3 protein-coding genes are annotated in these 3,412 nt (G+C 42.3%); all 3 read right to left on the bottom strand.

Translation table 11 applies throughout. The features are described 5' to 3' along the window. Positions 1-126: 126 nt before the first annotated feature. Positions 127-1,230: a tyrosine-type recombinase/integrase gene (locus tag J6U00_RS00130; protein ID WP_296577365.1), complete on the bottom strand. Its 1,104-nt coding sequence runs from the start codon at positions 1,228-1,230 to the stop codon at positions 127-129. 217 nt (positions 1,231-1,447) lie between these two features. Then, positions 1,448-2,224: a class C sortase gene (locus J6U00_RS00125; protein ID WP_296577363.1), complete on the bottom strand. Its 777-nt coding sequence runs from the start codon at positions 2,222-2,224 to the stop codon at positions 1,448-1,450. A gap of 176 nt (positions 2,225-2,400) precedes the next feature. Then, on the bottom strand, positions 2,401-3,412 hold a 1,012-nt coding region (locus tag J6U00_RS00120), incomplete at its 5' end, for an isopeptide-forming domain-containing fimbrial protein (RefSeq protein WP_296577361.1).

The raw sequence follows: 3,412 nt of genomic DNA, 5'->3' as shown, positions 1-3,412 counted from the left end.
TTTTTCACATTATCACTTATGCATATCAATGAATAATATTCATTTAGCTTTTTTTGCATAGAATAAGCTCGCTGCCTGTTTTGTCAGATGTCAGCGAGCTTATTCTTATACTATACCTTCATGGTATTATTCTGATTCTGTATCCTCCTTCTGCGGCAGAAAGGCAAAAGCTTTATCCATAGCTTCCGAAACCCTTGCCTGTGCATTCTGAAACATATGTGAGTACACATTCAAAGTTGTTCCCGAATTACAGTGACCTAATGCGCCTGAAACTGTTGTAACATCAAGTCCTGCTGAAATAAGCGAACTTGCCGCAAAGTGTCTGAAACTATGTATACCATAAAAAGGCATATCATTCTTCTCGCAGAACTCTTTCAGCCAGCCGTAGGGTGTCTGATTGTTCATGGGTTCGCCATTCCATTTAACAAATAAACGGTCAGTTTCTACCCACTTATCTCCGAGGCGGAGAATTTCTTCGTCCTGCTCCAGCTTATAGTCTTTCAGTATCTCCATTATATACGGAGATATTTTTAAAACTCGCTGAGAGCGTTTTGTCTTTGTGGTGTCGGTATATATACCACGCTCTGCGGTATAATTTGAGGTACGCTTAATAGTAATGATATTGTTCTCAAAATCAATATCCTTCCATTCAAGACCGAGCATCTCGCTCCTGCGGAAACCGCTGTAAGCTATCAGAAAGAAGAATGCCTTATACTTCAGAGGCTCTCCTTGAATAGCAGTAAGCAGATGCGCCATCTCTTCCTGTGAATAAATCTGTTTCTCCTTGACCTCGCCTTTCGGGATAGTTACCTTCCTGCAAGGATTGTCCGATACCAAGTCCATACGGACCGCATAGCTGAATACGTCTGAGATAAAGCTCAGGTTGTGACGGATCGTTTTCGGTGCGAGGGGCTTGCCTGTCTTTTCGTTTGCCCCCTCCTTGGCGAGAGAGTTCACAAAGCCCTGCAACTGCCTTGCTGTGATCTTGTCGATACGCAGGTGACCGATAGCAGGGTATACACGGTGCGTGAGCTGGAGCATACGCTCATATGTAGTGCTTCTGAGAGTATTCTTTGCGTAGCTCTCGAACCATTCCTCCGCAAGCTCCTGAAACTTCATAGCCGAAGCCTTGTAGCCATGATTGACAGCTTCCTCAAACATAACCGCCTGACGATTCAGTTCCTTTTCAATCTGTCGCTGTGACATACCCTCGTCAGGCTTCCAGGTCATTGACTGTTCCTTGTGTCCACCGTACACATCATATGATATTATGTTTTTCAATTGAGCGTACCAAAACTAATGCTATTTAAAATAGTACCAAATCTTAATACTCAAATATACATTTTCAGTATTACTATCAGTACCAAATCTGACGTTCGTTTAAATTGATACAAAAAAACAGGAGCAAAACTGCTCCTGTTTTTCGTATATAATATGTCCTGCAGCTTTACTTGACTATCCTTTCGCAGTAAACCAGGTATCTCTGGCTGTTCACACCGTAGGGGTGACAGGTATAAAGCGTGAGCATATCCCTGCCGTTTTTGATAAGTATCGGCTTGACATCATCAGGTTCGATGATCTTTATTCCCGTTACCTTATACTCCAGCGTATACCAGAAGTTCTCTATGCGGACTATATCCCCTGTTTCGAGCTTCTCAACATAGCGCAGGAAGTCAGAGCCGCCAAGTCCGCGGTGGACCGCTATTACGCAGTTGGTATTCGTACCGCCGATAGGATAAGAGGTATTGGTCAGATGTCCGCAGCCTGCCATCATATTATCGTCGTTAGCTCCGAGGAAGATAGAAAGCTTAAGATCAAGCTTTTCTATTTCAAGGGTTCCTATACTCTGTGATGTTATCCCATAGTCTTTGAGGTTTATCTCGGGATACATATATGACGATGAGCTGTTCAGCGATTTCTGATTAGTATCAAAAAGCTCCTTATTGCGCCGCCGCATATACTGATACAGCTTATCCAGATAGGGCTGTTCTTCAGCGGGTTCGGGATTAGTCAGAACCACCTTATACGGCGCAGGCTTACCCTCGTCGTCCACAGGCATTTTGTCTGCGTTGGGGAGCTTGCCGTTTTCGATAGCCTCCTCGATGAACTTGTCTCTTTCCTCCTCGAAGACCTGGATATTATCGTTTACCTTTTTTCCGATTATGATCCTGCTGACATAGGGGTACAGAAAAAATCCAAGTCCGATAAGAAATATCAGCAGCAAAAGAATTATCAGGATTCGTCGCTTTTTCTTCTTTTTGTCCTTTCTTTTTCAATGTTGAGATCACTCCTAAAGGGGAAATGCCGCTTATAATAAGCGGCACTCCCTGTTGAATAAACCTTAGAGGTATCTAAATAGCATTCGAGAGGGTGTGTAATGCGTATTTAGCTAACTTAGGTTCAGTTGTTTTCCTGCTCTTCCTCGTCATCGTCTCTCTTCTTGAGGATAATGAAGATGAAGAATGCTGTGCCTGCCATTAAGAGTATACCTGTTATTGTGAATACTATTGTAGCTGTTGTACCTGTGAATGGGAGACTGAATTTATTGCTTATAGGCTCGTTATAGAACTTGACCTGATTTGCTACATCGTCAGCTGGATTAGTTGTACCATTATCATTTATAATCTGATTTGCTGCAGTACATGCTGCATCTGAATAGATATTTCCGTCCTTGCCAACATATATATCTATCGGAACCTGATTTAAAAGATGACCTGAATCAACGGCTGTCTGATAAATCGTATAATGACCTGGAGCAAGATTTGAAACTACTGCAATCTTAGGATTTGTAGCAGCATCATCAGCATTATCTGGTGCAGATACCACTACTGTAGATCCATCAGCTTTTCTTACTTCATATGTTGCTCCGCCAAGTTCATCCTCACCATTTACGTTAGAGATAGTGAATGTACCCGGTATTACCTGATCGGTATAAGGATTAGTTGGGTCAGGAGTGCCGCCTGGTGTCGGATAATCTTTAGGTGTTGGATTATCTGGATTTAACGGATCAGTTGGATCAGGATCAGGAATATCAGCGTCATCTATTATATCGTCCTTATCAGGATCAGTATCAGGATCAGTAGTAGGATCATAAGCGTACTCATAGTTTATAGAAGCATTATTGGTAGCAACTGTTGCATTTGCTGCTAATTTTGTTCCGACATTAATATCAAATGTTGTTCCAGTAAGCTTTCCTATTCCTGTTGATGTAAGAGCAATAACAATAGTACCTGCGGTTGACTTATTTACTGTATAATCCGCTGCAGCGCCTTCTGTCATGCCTGCGATAGATACTGTAATATCAGCCGCTGTGGAGGAAAGACCACTATATGTATCGGTTATAGTATAGCTCAAAAGATTTTGAGGCTTTGAAGGAACATCAGCTGTGATCACCCAGTTGTAAGTGTTTCCT

This window comes from Ruminococcus sp. (assembly GCF_017650195.1).
Lineage (GTDB): Bacteria > Bacillota > Clostridia > Oscillospirales > Ruminococcaceae > Ruminococcus.
This window is presented reverse-complemented; position numbering and strand designations above follow the sequence as displayed.

Bases quoted from the DNA above. Each gene is read 5' to 3' on its own strand.
- J6U00_RS00130 (WP_296577365.1), bottom strand. From the start codon at position 1,230: ATGACCTGGAAGCCTGACGAGGGTATGTCACAGCGACAGATTGAAAAG.